The organism is Pseudomonas kielensis (genome assembly GCF_014236655.1).
Classification (GTDB): Bacteria; Pseudomonadota; Gammaproteobacteria; order Pseudomonadales; family Pseudomonadaceae; genus Aquipseudomonas; species Aquipseudomonas kielensis.
In genome coordinates, this window is the sequence record NZ_JACMYG010000016.1 from 97,321 (window position 1) to 112,992 (window position 15,672).

Here is a 15,672-nt window from a genome sequence, read left to right on the forward strand (position 1 = left end):
AACCTCAGGGCAAATCCGGGAAAGTCCCGGATGGTAGCAAATGCATTCGCAGGCGTCAGCCGTCAAGTTCCGAGAAGCCGGTGAGGAAGTGCGGCCCGATGTAACGCTCTGGCAGCGGGAACTCATCCCGGTACTCGACCTGCACCAGGTACAGCCCGAAAGGATGCGCCGTGACCCCGCCAGTGCGACGAATCCGGCTCTCCAGCACTTCCTTGGCCCACTCCACCGGACGCTCGCCGGTACCAATGGTCATCAGCACCCCGGCGATGTTGCGCACCATGTGATGCAGGAAGGCATTGGCGCGGATGTCCAGCACGATCATTTTGCCGTGCCGGGTCACACGCAGGTGATGGATCTGCTTGACCGGCGACTTGGCCTGGCACTGCCCCGCGCGAAAGGCGCTGAAATCGTGAGTGCCGAGCAAATACTGCGCGGCTTCGGCCATGCGCTGCTCATCCAGCGGCCGGTGATTCCAGGTCACCTCCTCGTTGAGGTGGGCCGGGCGAATCTGGTCGTTGTAGATCACATAACGATAACGCCGGGCAATGGCCTTGAAACGCGCATGGAAATCCGCCGGCATGACCTTGGCCCAACTGACACTGATGTCGTGAGGCAAGTTGATGTTGGCGCCCATGACCCAGGCCTTCAGCGAACGCTCGACCTGGGTGTCGAAATGCACCACCTGGCCACAGGCGTGTACGCCGGCGTCGGTACGTCCCGCGCAATGCAGGGACACTGGCGAATCGGCGACTTTCGACAAGGCCGTTTCGAGGGCTTGTTGCACAGTGGCCACGCCGGAGGCCTGGCGCTGCCAGCCGCGGTAGCGCGAGCCTTTGTATTCAACGCCCAACGCGATCCGGAAAAAGCCGTCGGCCGCCATTTCGGCGGCCGGGTTATCTATATTTGCCAAGGGGTGACAGCCTGCTGATTTACGCTAAGGCGGGCATTATAAGGGTGTGCGCCGGGGATGCCATGTTCGCGCTGTTTTTTGTTTTGCGCTCGCTCACAGTGAGCCTGTGGGACCCGGCCCGGCGGCGCTTCGCTTGTCCGGGATGGCGGTGCGTCAGGTGCCACTGATGTTGGATGGATGACCTCATCGATAGGTATCTACACAACTTTGCAGCGTCCTGTGGGCTTCTGGCGTGTTGGTTTAGGCGGAGTACATATCCATTATTGTGGTAACGGCCACCTATGGTTCCGCCCCGCCCCCACCAATGGATATGCCCACAAAGCCAAGATCAAAGGATCGCAGCCGTCAGCACCTCCAACAGGTTTACCGCTTCCAGAGGTGCTGAATCACACCAGGCGAGCAAGCATCTCCTTGGCTTCGCTCTTCTGTCCGTCGTCACCCTCGCTGAGCACCTCGCCCAGGATATCCCGCGCGCCGTCCTTGTCGCCCATGTCGATGTAGGCCTGGGCCAAGTCCAGCTTGGTGGCGACTTCATCGGTGCCCGACAGGAAGTCGAACTCTGGCTCGTCGCTGTCCATGGCCAGCGCCGCATCTTCGGCGGTGAAGCTCGGCTCGCCGATAGGCGGATGCTCAAGATCCTCGGCAAAACGGTCCAGCTCGGCGTGCACATCATCCAGGTCGGTGATGAAATCATCCGGCTTGGCCAGGGGATCCATTTCATCAGCCAGGGACAGGTCGAAATCCGCCGGCAACTCCAGATCGTCAGGCGTCACCTCGGCTACCGCCGGCTCTTCGCTTGCGGCCAGGTCCTGGGGCTTATCGTCCAGGCTCAGCACCGCGGCGTCTTCAGCCAGGACCGACTCCGGCACATCGCCAGCCAGGTCCAGGTCGAAATCCGCCAGGTCGGCCGGGCTTTGCGGCGCGTCAGTCTGCTGCTGCAACACCGACTCGAAGCTCAGGTCGTCGTCCAGCGGGAAGTCTTCCAGTTCGGCAACCGGCTCGGTCGCGACCACAGCCGGCGACACCGCCTCCAGTTCGTCCAGGCTCAGATCGAAGGCGGCATCGAGGTCGTCATCCAGCGCAGCTTCTGGCGCCGCGGGTGTCGCAGCAGGCTCCTGTGGTTGATCCAGATCGAGATCAAAGGCGCTATCAAAGTCATCTTCCAGCGCAACCTCTGGTGCCGCCGGTGCCGCAGCAGGCTCCTGCGGCTGATCAAGATCGAGATCAAAGGCGCTATCGAAGTCATCTTCCGGCGCAACCTCTGCGGCAGCCGGCTCGACTGGCGAGGCGGCCTGCGGTGCATCCAGGTCGAGGTCGAAGGCGCTGTCGAGATCATCGCCCAGCGCCTGGTCTTCAGCGCTCGGCGCGGGGGCTTGCGGCTCGTCCTGCAGCAGGTCCTTGACGTATTGCGCATCCAGTTCGGCGGCTACCGCCGCGGCAGCGATGCCACCCACTGCCGCGACCGCAGCCATGGCCGGGAAGCGGCTCTTGAGTTCTTCGACTTGCGCAAAGTTCTTGCCATTGGCAACCAACTGGCGCTCCTGCACCACGAACGCATCACGATCGCCCTGCATGCCGTGGACTTCCATCAGCTTGAGGCGCAGCTCGCTGCGTTGCGGCTCCTGCTTGATGCCTTCCTTGAGCAGACTGGCGGCCTGGTTCAGGCGCCCCTCGTCGATATGGGCCTGGGCATGGCCCAGCACGTCGTCCGCCCGCTCGCCGGCCGGTGCCACCAACGGCGCAGCAATCGGCGTGGTCATCACCACCGGGGTAACAACCGCCGCAGCGACCGGCGCAGGCGTCGGCGCAGGCGTCGGCGCGGTGGTCAGCTTGGCGGTCGGAGCCGGTTCTTCGAGGCCTTCAAAACTGCTCTCCGGCAGGTCGAGGTCGTCGTTGAAATCCGATTCCTCGGCCAACGCACGCGCCATGCGTACGTGCTTCTCGGCCTCCTGCTGCGCCTTGCGCCGGCGTGCCAGCAACAACAGCAGCAACGCCAGGACAATCGCACCACCGCCGATCAGCCCCATCAACAGCGGATTGGTCAGCAATTCGTTGTAGGTCTGCTCGGGTGTCGCCTTGGCAGGGGTTTCATCAGGGGTCGCGGCCGGTGCAGCATCCACCGGTGCAGGCGCCGCAGCCGGTACGGACTCGGCAGGCGTGGTCGCGGCCGGGGCCACCAACTCCGCAGGCAGCGCCTCGGGCGAAGCAGCCTCAGGCGTCGCGCCGCCTTCAGCCTGCAACTTGGCCAGTTGATTGTTCTTCAGTTCGATCAAGCGTTGCAGCTTGTCCATCTGGCTCTGCAGGTCGGCCACGCGGCTTTTCAGCTCGGCATTGTCCCGCCGGGTGGTGTCCAGGCTTTCCTGGGTCACCGCCAGCTTGTTACTGATGCCCTTGCTATCGCCGACCGCGCCTTTACCGGTTTTCTTGCCCGACTCGGCCGAGACCAGGCTCAAACTGTCGCGGGCCGCACCCTGCGCCGCAGCCGCGTCAGGCGCACGACCGGTGGCATCCAGTTGCTGGGCCTGGGTCCGTGGCACATAACGACGGCCCTGGCGCCAGGCTTTGTTCTGCGCAGCCACCTCGGCAATGGCCTGGGCCTGGGGCAGTTGGCTGATTTGCGTGGCATCCGGCAGGCGCAGGACCTGGCCGGCCTTCAGGCGGTTGATGTTGCCATCGATGAAGGCATCCGGGTTCAGCGCCTGGATCGCCAGCATGGTCTGCTGGATCGAACCGCCGTTGCGCGCCTTCGCGGCGATGTCCCACAGGGTGTCGCGGGTCACGGTGGTGTGTTGTGCCGTCGCCCCGGTCACCGGCGCATTGATCGCCGGTGCAGCCTGTCCGGCCGCCTCGGCTGTCTGCGGCGAGAACTTGGACGGGTCGAGCAGCACGCTGTAGTCGCGCAGCAGGCGGCCATTGGGCCACATCACCTGGACCAGGAACTTGACCATGGGTTCGGACAGTGGCTGGCTGGAGGTCACCCGCAGAATGCTTTTGCCATTGGCATTGAGCACCGGGGTAAAGGTCAGGTCATTGAGGAACGCCTGGCGGTCCACGCCGGCCTTGGCGAAGTCATCGGCTGAGGCCAGGCTCGGCACCACTTCGGCCACCGTGAGGTCCTTGACATCGAGCAGCTCGATCTCGGCCACCAACGGTTGGTTCAGGGTCGACTTCAGGGTCAGTTCCCCGAGCCCAAGGGCATGCGCCATACCGGAGGACAGCGCCGAGGCGGCCGCTATTGCTAACACCAGTTTGCGAACTTGAACCATAGCCTCATCCTTTGTTTGAACATTCCTCGGCCAGCGAGAAGGTGTTGTTTGTCGCTGCCACAAGGCATTGCGCACAGGCCCCGGATGAGGCTGCACGCGATTATTTCACTGACACGCCAGAGAGCCTGCGCAGACGCTCCGCTTGCAAGCATAGCGCTCAGCTAGAATCATTCTGAAAATTGTTGCCAAGTATCTTTTACACAAGGTCTTTTATCAACAACTCGGCCACTTGCACCGCGTTGAGTGCCGCACCTTTGCGCACGTTATCTGACGTCAGCCACAGATTAAGTTCCGCCGGGTCGTCGACCCCGCTGCGAACCCGACCGACGTAGACCACGTCCTGGCCGACCGCATCGCCGACCGGCGTCGGGTAATCGCCCGCCTCCACCAACTCGATACCCTCGGCGGCCTCCAGCGCGGCGTTGACTGCCGCCAGGTCAACCGGCCTGGCCGACGCCAGGGTCACGCTAAAGCTATCGCCAAAAAACACCGGGGCTTGAACGCAAGTCACGGAAATTTTCAGCGCCGGCTGTCCGAGGACCGCGCGCAGTTCGTGGACCAGGCGTTTTTCCAGCAGGGTGTGGCCTTGCGCATCCGGTGTACCGACCTGGGCCAGCAGGTTGAATGCCATCTGCCGATCAAAAAAGCGCGGCTCCAGCGGACGCACGTTCAACAGCTCGGCCGTCTGCCGGGCCAGTTCGGTCACCGCCTCGCGCCCCTGAGTGGACACCGCCAGGCTGGCGGTCAGGGTCACTCGCTGCAGATCCAGCAGCTCGCGCAACGGCGCCAGCACCACTGCCAGGGTGGTTGCCGAGGCGCTCGGGCTGCTGACCTGGAACGGCTTTTTCAGGCCGGCCAGCACCTGGGCATTGGCTTCCGGCACCACCTGGGGCGCCTGCTCGGCCGGCAAGGCGCCGGACAGATCGATCAGCGAGCAGCCGGCGGCCGTCGCCCGTGGGGCAAAGCTCAAGGTGACCGCCGGGCCTGCGGCGAAGAACACCAGTTGCACCTTACTGAAATCAAACTCATCGACCTCCCGCACCCGCACGTTCTTGCCGCGAAACGGCACCGAATGCCCGGCCGATTCGCTACTGGCCAGCAGGTGCAGGTTGGCAATCGGGAAGTCGCGCTCTTCGAGAATCTGGACGAGGGTTTCGCCGACAGTACCGGTGGCGCCGACAACGGCGATATCAAAGGTCTGGCTCATGGTTCTACCTCAGGCGAAACGGGGGGGAGCGGCACTTTACCGGGTGGGTGGCGCACAGGCAATTATGCAGTGTCTGTATCGACTCCATCGCGGGCAAGCCCGCTCCCACAGGGTTCAACGCAATCCTTGTGGGAGCGGGCTTGCCCGCGATGACGGACTTTCGGTGGGCAAAAAAAACCCGCGCCTCTCGCGAGGCGCGGGTTTTTTCATGACATCAACCGATCAACGTTCCAGCAGGATCCGCAGCATGCGACGCAGCGGTTCGGCCGCGCCCCACAGCAACTGGTCGCCGACGGTGAACGCGCCCAGGTACTGGGTGCCCATGTTGAGCTTGCGCAGACGGCCAACCGGTACATTCAGGGTGCCGGTGACCTTGGTTGGGCTCAGCTCCTGCATGCTGCTTTCGCGGTTGTTCGGTACCAGCTTGACCCATGGGTTGTGCTGGCTGATCAGGCCTTCGATATCGGCGATCGGCACGTCTTTGTTCAGCTTGATGGTCAGCGCCTGGCTGTGGCAGCGCATGGCGCCGATACGCACGCAGATGCCGTCCACCGGGATCGGGCTCTTGAAGCGACCGAGGATTTTGTTGGTCTCGGCCTGGGCCTTCCACTCTTCACGGCTCTGGCCGTTCGGCAGTTCCTTGTCGATCCACGGGATCAGGCTGCCAGCCAGTGGTACGCCAAAGTTCTCGGTCGGGTACGCATCGCTGCGCATGGCTTCGGCCACACGGCGGTCGATGTCGAGGATGGCGCTGGCCGGGTTGGCCAGTTCATCGGCAACCGCGGCGTGGGTCGCGCCCATCTGCTTGATCAACTCACGCATGTTCTGCGCGCCGGCACCGGAGGCCGCCTGGTAGGTCATGGCGCTCATCCACTCCACCAGACCGGCCTCAAACAGGCCACCCAGGCCCATCAGCATCAGGCTGACGGTGCAGTTGCCGCCGATGTAGTTCTTGGTGCCCGCGTCCAGTTGCTGGTCGATGACCTTGCGGTTTACCGGGTCCAGTACGATAACGGCGTCATCCTGCATGCGCAGGCTGGAAGCGGCATCGATCCAGTAGCCCTGCCAGCCGGCTTCACGCAGCTTGGGGAAGACTTCACTGGTGTAGTCGCCACCCTGGCAGGTCAGAATCACGTCGAGGGTCTTGAGCTCTTCAATGCTGTAAGCGTCTTTGAGCGGAGCAATATCCTTGCCCACGGACGGGCCTTGCCCACCGACATTGGAGGTGGTGAAAAACACCGGCTCAATGAGATCAAAATCCTGCTCTTCCAGCATCCGCTGCATGAGCACGGAACCGACCATACCGCGCCAACCGATCAGACCTACACGTTTCATCGCAACTACACCTTTTACAAAAAGTGGGCTCGCTTGCCGGCATCAGCAACAAGCGGGGCCCGAGAGATTACAGATTCCGCAGCGCGGCGACTACTGCGTCGCCCATTTCCTGCGTTCCGACTTTGCGGCAACCGGCCGACCAGATGTCGCCAGTGCGCAAGCCCTGGTCCAGGACCAGGCTCACCGCCTGCTCGATGGCATCGGCCGCCGCCTGCTGGTTGAAGCTGTAGCGCAGCATCATCGACACCGACAAGATGGTCGCCAGCGGGTTGGCAATGCCAAGGCCTGCGATATCCGGCGCCGAGCCGTGGCAAGGCTCGTACATGCCCTTGTTGTGGGTGTCCAGGGACGCCGACGGCAGCATGCCGATGGAGCCGGTGAGCATCGACGCCTGGTCGGACAGGATGTCGCCGAACATGTTGTCGGTGACGATCACGTCGAACTGCTTGGGTGCACGCACCAGTTGCATGGCAGCGTTGTCGACGTACATGTGGCTCAGTTCGACCTCAGGGTAATCCTTGGCCACCTCCTCGACCACTTCGCGCCACAGTTGGCTGGACGCCAGCACGTTGGCCTTGTCCACCGAGCACAGCTTCTTGCCACGAACCATGGCCATGTCAAAACCGACACGGGCAATCCGGCGGATTTCGCTTTCGCTGTACGGCAGGGTGTCGTAGGACTGGCGCTCGCCGTTTTCCAGGATACGGGTGCCGCGTGGCGCGCCGAAGTAGATGCCGCCGGTCAGTTCGCGGACGATCAGGATGTCCAGGCCAGCAACGATTTCCGGCTTCAGGCTGGACGCCTCGGCCAGTTGCGGGTAAAGGATCGCCGGACGCAGGTTGCCGAACAGGCCCAGTTGCGCACGGATTTTCAGCAGGCCGCGCTCAGGGCGGATGTCACGCTCGATGGTGTCCCATTTCGGGCCGCCCACGGCGCCCAGCATTACAGCGTCGGCCGCGCGCGCGCGCTCCAGGGTTTCGTCCGCCAGCGGTACACCGTGCTTGTCGATGGCCGCGCCGCCGATCACGTCGTGGCTCAATTCCAGGCCCAGGGCGAACTTGTCGCTGGCCAGCTCCAGCACCTTGACTGCTTCGGCCATGATTTCCGGACCAATACCGTCGCCTGGGAGAATCAGAATCTGCTTGCTCATGGGTTCCTCATGTCATCAGTCGGCGCGCCATACGAGGCACGCCCGGAAAAATTCTAGCGTTCGGCCATCAACACCAGCACGTCGGTGCTGAACGAACCATCGGCTTCGATCTGGAAATACTCGCGCACTTCGCTGCCCATCGCCTGTTGCAGCTCGCGGATCGCCCCGCGCATCACTTCGGGGGTACGCATGCGCTCGACCCAGGAGCTGTATTCCAGGCGCAGGCGCTGACGGCTGGTGCTGCGGGCAGACAACCCTGCCTCACTGACCTGGCGCAACCACTCGCCGGCGGAATAGTCGCGCACATGGCTGGTGTCGCGCAGCACTTCGACGCTCTGCAGGTAAGTGTCGAACAACGGGCTACCCGGCGACAAGACATCAATGAACGCCGCCACCCCGCCCGGCTTCAATACCCGACGCACTTCGCGCAGGGCCAGGCCGAGATCGCTCCAATGGTGCGCCGAATAACGGCTGAAGACGAAGTCGAATTCACCCTCGGCGAACGGCAACCGCTCGGCGGCACCCAGGACTGTCGAAACGTTGCTCAAGCCACGATCCACCGCAGCGCCGGCGACCACATCGAGCATCTGCTGCGACAGGTCGTAGGCCACCACTTCCTTGACCAGCGCAGCCACGTGAAAGCTCACATGCCCGGCGCCACAGCCCAGGTCCAGCACCCGCGCATCAGCGCGCCCCGCCACCTCGGCCTGGAGCAGCGCGAACTCAGTGCCCTGGGCGTGCACGGCACTGCTCAGGTAGGCCGTGGCCTGCTCACCGAATTGCTTTTGTACGACTTGGGTGTGCTGGGTGGTGCGGGTCATGGGGACTTCCTATTAGGTGGTTAGCCTTGTGGTGCCTGATCTGACCTGATCGCGGGCAAGCCCGCTCCCACAGGTTTTGTGAACAGCACACATCACTGTGGGAGTGGGCTTGCCCGCGATGAGGACAGCACTACCTACCTGAATCTCGTATCAATCACGCGTCACGAAACAGCCACGGCTGGCTCGCCCGGTGCTTGGCCTCAAACGTGGCAATCGCCTCGTGGTCCTGCAAGGTCAGGCCGATGTCGTCCAGGCCGTTGAGCAGGCAATGCTTGCGGAAGGCGTCGATCTCGAAGTTCAGCACCTTGCCGTCGGGACGGGTCACGGTCTGGGCCTGCAGGTCGACCTGCAACTGATAGCCCGACGTGCTTTGCACTTGCTCGAACAGTTCGTCGACTTCAGCGTCGCTCAAGATGATCGGCAGCAAGCCGTTCTTGAAGCTGTTGTTGAAGAAGATGTCGGCGTAGCTCGGCGCGATGATGCTGCGAAACCCGTACTCTTCCAGGGCCCACGGCGCATGCTCGCGGCTCGAGCCGCAACCGAAGTTCTCACGGGCCAGCAACACGCTGGCGCCCTGATAACGTTCGGCGTTGAGCACGAAGTCCTTGTTCAGCGGACGCTTGGAGTTGTCCTGGTACGGCTGCCCGACATCGAGGTAGCGCCACTCGTCGAACAGGTTCGGACCAAAACCGGTGCGTTTGATCGACTTCAAGAATTGCTTGGGAATGATCTGGTCGGTATCGACGTTGGCACGATCCAGAGGCGCGACAAGACCAGTGTGCTGGGTAAAAGCTTTCATGCTGCGCTCCTTCAGATCAATTCGCGGACGTCAATGAAACGGCCGTTGACAGCGGCTGCGGCGGCCATGGCCGGGCTGACCAGGTGGGTACGACCACCGGCGCCCTGACGGCCTTCGAAGTTGCGGTTGGAGGTGGACGCGCAATGCTCGCCACTTTCCAAGCGGTCCGGGTTCATCGCCAGGCACATCGAGCAACCTGGCTCACGCCATTCGAACCCGGCCTCGAGGAAAATCTTGTCCAGGCCTTCCGACTCCGCCTGGGCCTTCACCAGACCCGAACCCGGGACCACGATGGCTTGCTTGATGGTCGAGGCCACCTTGCGGCCCTTGGCGATCACGGCTGCCGCGCGCAAGTCTTCGATCCGCGAGTTGGTGCAAGAGCCAATGAACACGCGATCCAGCTGAATGTCGGTGATCGCCTGATTGGCGGTCAAACCCATGTACTTCAAGGCACGGACGATGGAATCGCGCTTGACCAGGTCCATTTCCTTGGCCGGGTCCGGCACGTTCTGGTCCACCGCCAAGACCATCTCGGGCGAAGTGCCCCAGCTGACTTGCGGCTTGATCTGGCTCGCGTCGAGTTCGATGACGGTGTCGAATACCGCATCGGCATCGGAAACCAGGTCTTTCCAGGCTTCGACAGCCAAGTCCCACTCTGCGCCTTTCGGGGCGAATGGACGGCCTTTGACGTACGCCACGGTTTTTTCGTCGGCGGCCACCAGGCCTACACGGGCACCGGCTTCGATGGACATGTTGCAGATGGTCATGCGGCCTTCGACCGACAATTCGCGAATCGCGCTACCGGCGAATTCGATGGCATGGCCATTGCCGCCCGCGGTACCGATCTTGCCGATCACGGCGAGCACGATGTCCTTGGCCGTCACGCCGAACGGCAAGGTGCCTTCGACGGACACCAGCATGTTCTTCATTTTCTTGGCGACCAGGCACTGGGTGGCGAGCACGTGCTCGACCTCGGAGGTGCCGATGCCGTGGGCCAGGGCACCAAAGGCGCCGTGGGTCGAGGTATGGGAGTCGCCGCAGACCACGGTCATGCCTGGCAAGGTGGCGCCCTGCTCCGGGCCGATGACGTGAACGATGCCCTGGCGCACGTCGTTCATCTTGAATTCGACGATGCCGTACTCGTCACAGTTGTCGTCGAGGGTCTGAACCTGCAAACGCGAGACCTGGTCGACAATGGCGTCGATGCCGCCCTTGCGCTCCGGGGTGGTCGGTACGTTGTGGTCCGGGGTCGCGATGTTGGCATCGATGCGCCACGGCTTGCGCCCGGCCAGACGCAGGCCTTCAAAGGCTTGCGGCGAGGTCACTTCGTGAATGATGTGACGATCGATATAGATCAGCGCCGAACCATCGTCGCGCTGCTTGACCAAATGCGAATCCCAGAGCTTGTCGTAGAGCGTTTTGCCGGCCATCAGACGTTTTCCTCATCAGCTTGTTTCTATGCCCTGGGCCTTGAGCGACTCAATAACCCCTTGGCTTGTGAGGTCGATCCTATGGGGTTACATTAAATAACTCAAATTCATATTTTTTATGCTTTGGATAACCAACTGGAATACAAACATGGACCTGGCCAACCTCAATGCTTTTATTGCCATCGCCGAGACCGGCAGCTTCTCCGGCGCCGGTGAACGCCTGCACCTGACCCAGCCGGCCATCAGTAAACGCATCGCCGGCCTGGAGCAACAGCTCAAGGTTCGCCTGTTCGATCGCCTGGGTCGTGAAGTGGGCCTGACCGAAGCCGGGCGCGCCCTGCTGCCGCGGGCCTACCAGATCATCAACGTGCTGGATGACACTCGTCGCGCCCTGACCAACCTGACCGGCGAGGTGACCGGTCGCCTGACCCTGGCCACCAGTCACCATATCGGCCTGCATCGCTTGCCCCCCTTATTGAGGGCGTTCACCCGCCAATACCCCGAGGTGGCGCTGGACATCCAGTTCCTCGACTCGGAAGTGGCCTACGAAGAGATCCTTCACGGCCGTGCCGAACTGGCGGTGATTACCCTGGCCCCGGAACCCCACACCCTGGTCAAGGCCACCCCGGTCTGGGACGACCCGCTGGATTTCGTGGTCGCCCCCGAGCATTCGCTGATCAGCAACGGCGCGGTCAGCCTGGTCGACATCGCGCTGCACCCGGCGGTATTCCCCGGCGGCAACACCTTCACTCATCACATCGTCCAGCGCCTGTTCGAGGCCCAGGGACTGACGCCCAACATCGCCATGAGCACCAACTACCTGGAAACCATCAAGATGATGGTGTCCATCGGCCTGGCCTGGAGCGTCCTGCCGCGCACCATGCTCGACGAACAGGTGGCACGCATCCCATTGCCGGGCATACAACTCACTCGCCAGCTAGGCTATATCGTGCACACCGAAAGGACGTTGTCGAATGCCGCGCGGGCCTTCATGGCTTTGCTGGACGCACAGATCGATTTGCCAGGGACTGATGGCTAACTTGTGCTACTCCTATAGAGCCGCAAAACCCGTGCCTAACGCCACATTCAGCCCAAGGCCTGCTACCAATGCCCAATTCTGTTGACCGCCCTCGTTCCCATACGCCATTGATGCCGCGTATCCAGGCGCTTGACCCCCACACGTCGGAGCAAAGCTGGGAAAGCGCTCCGCAGTTGCTGGCCGCCCTTAACGGCGCGCGCCTGGGTGCCTGGTATTGGGACATCGAGCGCGGGCTGATCAGTTGGTCGCGAGGCACCCAGGCATTGTTCGGCTTCGACCCCCGGCACCCCTTGCCGGCAGACCTTGAATACCTCGACCTGCTGCCCCCCGAGGACCGGCCCAAGACCCTGCGTGCATTCAACGCAGTCATCGCCGGCGCGCCCCTGGAACAAGTGATGCACCACCGCATCCGCTGGCCGGATGGCAGCCTGCACTGGCTGGAAATCAGCGGCAGCCTGCTGCCGGACAAACAGGGTCGGCCACGGATGATCGGGGTGATCCGCGAGATCACCCATCAGCGCCAGCGCGAACAGGCCCTGAGCAGCTCGGAAAAACGCTTCGCCACGCTGTTTCACCTGTGCCCCAACATGGTCTTGCTGACCCGCCAGGAAGACGGCCTGATCACCGAGGCCAACCAGTATTTCGAAAGCCTGTTCGGCTGGCCGGTGCAGGACGCCATTGGTCGTACCACCCTGGAGCTGGGGCTGTGGGTGCACCCGGAACAGCGGGCCAAGCTGGTCAAGGCGACCAAGGCCAAGGGCGAGCTGGTCAGCATGGAAGTGCAGTTTCGTGCCAGCAACGGGCAGGTCCATGACGGTATCCTCAGCGCGCAGAAGGTCGAACTCGAAGGCCAGCCCTACCTGCTGAGCACCTTTCTCGACACCACTGAACGCAAAATCGCCGAACACGCACTCAAGGACAGCCAGGAGCGCCTGGACCTGGCCCTGGATTCCGCCCAACTGGGCACCTGGGACTGGCACATCCCCAGCGGCATGCTCTACGGCTCGGCGCGGGCCGCCCAACTGCACGGGCTGGAACCCATCCCCTTTCATGAGTCCTTCGAGGAATTTTTCGAAGGGGTGCCCGGCGAAGAACGCGACAGCATGCGCGACGCCTACCGCAGCCTGCGTGAAGGCCCGGCGGGCAACTACCAGCTGACTTATCGGGTGCAGTTGGCCGATGGCAGTTCGCGCTACCTGGAAAGCCGCGCGCGCCTGTATCGCGACGAAAAGGGCCAGCCCTTGCGCATGGCCGGGACCTTGCTGGACATCACCGACCAGGTGGAGCGCGAACAGCGCCTGGTGGCCTCCGAAGAGAAGTTCGCCACCCTGTTCCAGGTCAGCCCGGACCCGATCTGCGTGACCCGCCAGGACAGCGGCCAGTTCATCGAAATCAACAACAGCTTCACCCAGACCTTCGGCTGGACCGCCGCCGACGTGATCGGCCGCAGCGCCGACGACATCGGCCTGTGGGACGCCTCGGCGCAGAGCCTGCGGCGGATCGAACAGGTGATCCGCGAACAGGGCCTGAACAATGTAGCGATCATGGTCCAGCACAAGGACGGCCAATCCCTGACCTGCGTGATCTCCAGCCGGCAAATCAGCGTCGGCGAGCAACCGTGCATCGTGACCACCCTGCGCGACATTACCCAGCAACAGCGTTCGGAGGCCGCGCTCAAGGCCAGCGAAGAGAAATTCGCCAAGGCGTTTCACTCCAGCCCCGACGCCATCACCATCACCGAGCGCGACACCGGGCGTTACCTGGAGGTCAACGATGGCTTTTGCCGCCTGACCGGCTACCGCGCCGAGGAGGTGATCGGCAAGACCGTGTACCAAGTGGGTATCTGGGCTGAAGAAAAGCAGCGCTCCATGCTGCTGGCGGAGTTGCAACTCAAGGGCCGGGTCCACCACCTGGAAATGCTCGGGCGCAACAAGAGCGGGCAGTTGCTCACCGTCGAAGTCTCGGTGGAGCCGATCACCCTCAACGAAACCGACTGTCTGCTACTGACCGCGCGGGACGTCAGCCTGCTGAAGAACGCCGAAGCGCAGATCCGCCACCTGGCCTACCACGACTCCCTGACCAACCTGCCCAACCGCGCCCTGCTGATGGACCGCCTGAGCCAGCAGATTGCCCTGCTCAAGCGCCACAACCTGCGCGGCGCACTGCTGTTCCTCGACCTCGACCACTTCAAGCACATCAATGACTCCCTGGGCCACCCGGTGGGCGACACGGTGCTGAAGATCATCACCGCGCGCCTGGAAGCCAGCGTGCGCATGGAAGACACCGTGGCCCGCCTGGGCGGTGACGAGTTCGTGGTGCTGCTCAGTGGCCTGGAAGGCTCGCGCAATGAAGTCAGCGATCAGGTGCGGGACCTGGCCGACACCCTGCGCGAACTGCTGTCGGAGCCGATGTTCCTCGACGGCCACCGCCTGCAGGTCACCCCCAGCATCGGCGTGGCCTTGATTCCCGACCATGGCTCGACCCCCACCGACCTGCTCAAGCGCGCGGACATTGCCCTGTATCGGGCCAAGGACTCGGGGCGCAACACCACGCAGATGTACCACAACACCATGCAGAAGGCCGCCAGCGAGCGCTTGCGCATGGAAACCGACCTGCGCCTGGCCCTGTCGCGGGGAGAATTCCGGGTGCACTACCAACCCCAGGTCGATGCCCGCGACAACCGTATCGTCGGCGCCGAAGCTCTGGTGCGCTGGACCCACCCGCAATTGGGCGCACAGTCGCCGAACGAATTCATCAAGGTGCTGGAAGACAGCGGGCTGATCCTCGAAGTCGGCACCTGGATCCTCGATGAAGCCTGCCAGGCCTTCAAGCAACTGATCACCCGGGGCAAGGTCAACCCGCTGAACTTCAGCCTGTGCGTGAACATCAGCCCGCGACAGTTCCGCCAGGTCGATTTCGTCGAGCGCATCGAGCGCAGCCTCAGCAGCCACGGCCTGCCCTGCTCGCTGCTGAAACTGGAAATCACCGAAGGCATCGTGATCCAGAACCTGGAGGACACCATCAGCAAAATGCGTCGCCTGAAAAAACTCGGCGTCAGCTTTGCCATGGACGACTTCGGCACCGGCTACTCGTCACTGACCTACCTCAAGCGCCTGCCGGTGGACACCTTGAAAATCGACCAGTCGTTCATTCGCGACGCCACCAGCGACCCCAACGACGCCGAAATCATCCGCGCCATCGTCGCCATGGCCCGCAGCCTGGCACTGGAAGTCATCGCCGAGGGCGTGGAAACCCCGGAACAGCTTGAGTTTTTGCAGGGCCTGGGCTGCCACTTGTACCAGGGCTACCTGCATAGCCGGCCGTTGCCGGTGGAGGAGTTTCAGTTATTGCTCAAATGAGAGGCGGTTTGACTTACGCCGGGCGCTACATCGATACCCGAACGGGGAACGAACCTACTTACAATTCAGAAATATCCTATTTTTTCCTTGGCACCGTACGGTTAGCTTGGCCCCCCCCCCCCCCCCCCCCCCCCCCCCCCCACCCCCCCCCCCCCCCCCCCCCCCCCCCCCCCCCCCCCCCCCCCCCCTCCCCCCCCCCCCCCCCCCCCCGCCCCCCCCCCCCCCCCCCCCCCCCCCCCCCCCCCCCCCCCCCCCCCCCCCCCCCCCCCCCCCCCCCCCCCCCCCCACCCCCCCCCCCCCCCCCCCCCCCCCCCCCCCCCCCCCCCCCCCCCCCCCCCCCCCCCCCCCCCCCCCCC

Annotated in this window: 10 protein-coding genes; 2 read left to right on the forward strand and 8 right to left on the reverse strand. The window is 63.3% G+C overall.

Annotation, left to right across the window (positions count from 1 at the left end; translation table 11 throughout):
• Positions 1 to 55: 55 nt before the first annotated feature.
• The 8 genes from truA to leuC form a co-directional block, all read right to left on the reverse strand.
• Positions 56 to 880 (reverse strand): tRNA pseudouridine(38-40) synthase TruA, encoded by an 825-nt coding sequence (gene truA, locus H7995_RS16500; protein WP_166591469.1) that lies wholly within the window; start codon positions 878 to 880, stop codon positions 56 to 58.
• Between the two features lie 416 nt (positions 881 to 1,296).
• The gene (locus H7995_RS16505) at positions 1,297 to 4,176 is read right to left on the reverse strand and encodes a motility hub landmark protein FimV (protein WP_185818622.1); all 2,880 of its coding nucleotides are present in this window, start codon (positions 4,174 to 4,176) and stop codon (positions 1,297 to 1,299) included.
• 196 nt (positions 4,177 to 4,372) lie between these two features.
• Entirely contained in the window at positions 4,373 to 5,383 is a 1,011-nt protein-coding gene (locus tag H7995_RS16510) for an aspartate-semialdehyde dehydrogenase (protein WP_166591458.1), read from the reverse strand.
• A 222-nt stretch (positions 5,384 to 5,605) separates the two neighbouring features.
• Positions 5,606 to 6,718 carry an aspartate-semialdehyde dehydrogenase gene (gene asd / locus H7995_RS16515; RefSeq protein WP_166591457.1) on the reverse strand — a complete coding sequence of 371 codons (1,113 nt, stop codon included), beginning with the start codon at positions 6,716 to 6,718 and terminating at the stop codon, positions 5,606 to 5,608.
• Between the two features lie 67 nt (positions 6,719 to 6,785).
• A complete protein-coding gene (leuB, locus tag H7995_RS16520) occupies positions 6,786 to 7,868 on the reverse strand; it encodes a 3-isopropylmalate dehydrogenase (RefSeq protein ID WP_185818623.1) in 1,083 nt (360 codons plus the stop codon).
• A gap of 53 nt (positions 7,869 to 7,921) precedes the next feature.
• A complete protein-coding gene (locus H7995_RS16525; RefSeq protein WP_166591455.1) occupies positions 7,922 to 8,689 on the reverse strand; it encodes a class I SAM-dependent methyltransferase in 768 nt (255 codons plus the stop codon).
• A gap of 154 nt (positions 8,690 to 8,843) precedes the next feature.
• The gene (gene leuD / locus H7995_RS16530) at positions 8,844 to 9,488 is read right to left on the reverse strand and encodes a 3-isopropylmalate dehydratase small subunit (protein ID WP_185818624.1); all 645 of its coding nucleotides are present in this window, start codon (positions 9,486 to 9,488) and stop codon (positions 8,844 to 8,846) included.
• A gap of 11 nt (positions 9,489 to 9,499) precedes the next feature.
• Positions 9,500 to 10,918, reverse strand: a complete 1,419-nt coding sequence (gene leuC, locus H7995_RS16535) for a 3-isopropylmalate dehydratase large subunit (protein ID WP_185818625.1) — start codon at positions 10,916 to 10,918, stop codon at positions 9,500 to 9,502.
• 148 nt (positions 10,919 to 11,066) lie between these two features.
• Here leuC and H7995_RS16540 point away from each other — a divergent pair, with 148 nt between their 5' ends.
• Both H7995_RS16540 and H7995_RS16545 read left to right on the forward strand, forming a co-directional pair.
• Positions 11,067 to 11,957 (forward strand): LysR family transcriptional regulator, encoded by an 891-nt coding sequence (locus H7995_RS16540; RefSeq protein WP_166591452.1) that lies wholly within the window; start codon positions 11,067 to 11,069, stop codon positions 11,955 to 11,957.
• Between the two features lie 68 nt (positions 11,958 to 12,025).
• Entirely contained in the window at positions 12,026 to 15,316 is a 3,291-nt protein-coding gene (locus H7995_RS16545) for a PAS domain S-box protein (RefSeq protein WP_166591451.1), read from the forward strand.
• Positions 15,317 to 15,672 lie beyond the last annotated feature (356 nt).

Coding starts and splice junctions, on each gene's coding strand:
- truA (WP_166591469.1), bottom strand. CDS start 880: ATGGCGGCCGACGGCTTTTTCCGGATCGCGTTGGGCGTTGAATACAAA.
- H7995_RS16505 (WP_185818622.1), bottom strand. CDS start 4,176: ATGGTTCAAGTTCGCAAACTGGTGTTAGCAATAGCGGCCGCCTCGGCG.
- H7995_RS16510 (WP_166591458.1), bottom strand. CDS start 5,383: ATGAGCCAGACCTTTGATATCGCCGTTGTCGGCGCCACCGGTACTGTC.
- asd (WP_166591457.1), bottom strand. CDS start 6,718: ATGAAACGTGTAGGTCTGATCGGTTGGCGCGGTATGGTCGGTTCCGTG.
- leuB (WP_185818623.1), bottom strand. CDS start 7,868: ATGAGCAAGCAGATTCTGATTCTCCCAGGCGACGGTATTGGTCCGGAA.
- H7995_RS16525 (WP_166591455.1), bottom strand. CDS start 8,689: ATGACCCGCACCACCCAGCACACCCAAGTCGTACAAAAGCAATTCGGT.
- leuD (WP_185818624.1), bottom strand. CDS start 9,488: ATGAAAGCTTTTACCCAGCACACTGGTCTTGTCGCGCCTCTGGATCGT.
- leuC (WP_185818625.1), bottom strand. CDS start 10,918: ATGGCCGGCAAAACGCTCTACGACAAGCTCTGGGATTCGCATTTGGTC.
- H7995_RS16540 (WP_166591452.1), top strand. CDS start 11,067: ATGGACCTGGCCAACCTCAATGCTTTTATTGCCATCGCCGAGACCGGC.
- H7995_RS16545 (WP_166591451.1), top strand. CDS start 12,026: ATGCCCAATTCTGTTGACCGCCCTCGTTCCCATACGCCATTGATGCCG.